Annotated in this window: 2 protein-coding genes; both read right to left on the bottom strand. The window is 36.9% G+C overall.

The genetic code is table 11. The annotated features are described in order from the left end of the window. Positions 1-124: 124 nt before the first annotated feature. A complete protein-coding gene (locus VB740_RS18000; protein ID WP_323201321.1) occupies positions 125-883 on the bottom strand; it encodes a hypothetical protein in 759 nt (252 codons plus the stop codon). A gap of 494 nt (positions 884-1,377) precedes the next feature. Continuing rightward, positions 1,378-1,743, bottom strand: a complete 366-nt coding sequence (locus tag VB740_RS18005; protein WP_323201322.1) for a hypothetical protein — start codon at positions 1,741-1,743, stop codon at positions 1,378-1,380. Positions 1,744-1,979: the final 236 nt, after the last annotated feature.

Raw genomic sequence — 1,979 nt, forward strand, 5'->3', positions numbered from 1 at the left:
ATGTAGAGACGTAGCAGTGCTACGTCTCTACAAGGATTTTGGTATTATGCAAAATAATTTTCATACATGGAATCAGCAACGCCAAAAATATGCTTCTTCAATTTGATAGCTGAATCCTTACCCTTTAATTACAGGTAGGAGCGAAAGCCGAGTTCACTTTTGTTAAATCGCCAGTGAATACTGCTGTGTATTGATAAGGTGATGAACCAGTGCAATTCATCGCACTTGTATTAGTGCGACGGGGAGTCCACCATGACTGTGCTTGCACAGTCAAAGTTAAATTTGTGTCGTTCCATGATAGGTTTTGGACAAGTAGAGAGTTAGTTTTTCCATCAGTTGGCTTTTTGGAAGTTAAAAATGTGGCGTAGTCAACCTGACCATTGGCTGGATTGATCCTAGCTATAACTGCGACTTTTGCCCCGCCCCCGTAACCATAGCTAGTCAACCAACGCCCAGTTGCAAAGCGGCGAAAATCATTACCAGTCTGACTACCAGTGGAAGAGTAAACGCCATATAAAACATTACCTCCATCCCAATACAATCCGTAACCTGTACCATCGTCATTGGTTGTTTCGTAATCAGTTCTGCACCATGATTTGATACCACTATTGAAACGGATTGTCACAGGGTTTTTGTTATTAGATGAGACTTGCTGATAACCAATGTAAATGGCTGTATTTCCATTAACTACTCTAGGGCCATTTTTATCTTTGATTGTCGCTTCACTATCATTGCAACTGAATGTTACAGGATTACCGATTGATGAATTTACCGTTTGAGCAAAAGCTGGCGGAGTTTTTTGTGTGATTACTAAATCAGCTAATAATACTACAGATAAAGAGAAACGCGCCAAATACTTCCGCAATTGGTGAGAATAAATCATGATATAAATCTGCCGATAAATTGCTAGGGAAAACACCGTAACACTATAAACTCTAATTAAAATTTAGACAAGGAAAATTGCTGAAATTACCAAATCACAGTACTTTAAACATCATTAAAAATGAGGTTGTTTTACAAAATGCATAATTTTATATGCATGATATTGCATGATATTAGCTTTATATAGCGATCCAATTTGATTTCTGAAATTATTTGCGTAGGAAGGCAATAAGCAAGAAGCTTCTTTGAGTGACACTGAATTCTTTCAAAAATCAAATATGAGTTCTATATAACTTTTTCTTATCAAAAAGCATCAGGAATAAAAGAAATTGCGTAGGCGAAGCCCACCAAAGGTATCGCAGTAGTCAATAACAAATGGTTTAATGAACAAGTAGCGTTTGCTCATTCCATTTTCCTTGCTATAAAGTTACTTTGACTCTGCTTTCTGCTTCGCGCCGTGGTACACTAGACAGCTTTAGCATCCTCACCTGATACTTATTCTGCAACAGCTTTCAGGCGGCTTAACCTGCTTTTGCGGACACGTTCGCTATCACGAATACCACCTGCCATCTCATATTCGCTGCTGTTTTTGCCATACTTAAAAGCAACGCCTCTCACCATCTTATCTGTAAGATTGTTCAAGGTTTTTTCCATCTCATCAATTTTAGTTTTGGAAGAGTCAATCATAGCTAAATTGATGTTGTAAGCATCAAGCATAGTGCGTAACTGCTCAATTGATTTAGTCAGATTTTGCAAATTGCAACTATCGCCAAAATCCATATTTAAATCTATTGCTTTTAGCCCAGCGGATCTCAATTCAGCTTTCTCTAAAATACGGGATGTACGTTTTGGACGGGGCATAGATATATTCGTCTGAGAGACTTATAGAAATAGTTTGCCTTAGTAAGCCTATTTTTTGGTTCAGTAAAATTAGTGAATAATTTTATTCTTAAAAAAATTAATATATTAATCTGAGTAATTTCTCTTAATTCAGATAGAAAAACTGGTTTTTGAACGATTGCTTAAACGTTAACTATGGATATCACGATGTTCATAGTGAATGTCGTGATGTTGATGATGAATGTCATGATGTTAAC

The organism is Nostoc sp. UHCC 0251 (genome assembly GCF_034932245.1).
GTDB lineage: Bacteria > Cyanobacteriota > Cyanobacteriia > Cyanobacteriales > Nostocaceae > Nostoc.

Excerpts from the sequence above, each read along its gene's own strand:
- VB740_RS18000 (WP_323201321.1), bottom strand. The coding sequence starts at position 883 with ATGATTTATTCTCACCAATTGCGGAAGTATTTGGCGCGTTTCTCTTTA.
- VB740_RS18005 (WP_323201322.1), bottom strand. The coding sequence starts at position 1,743 with ATGCCCCGTCCAAAACGTACATCCCGTATTTTAGAGAAAGCTGAATTG.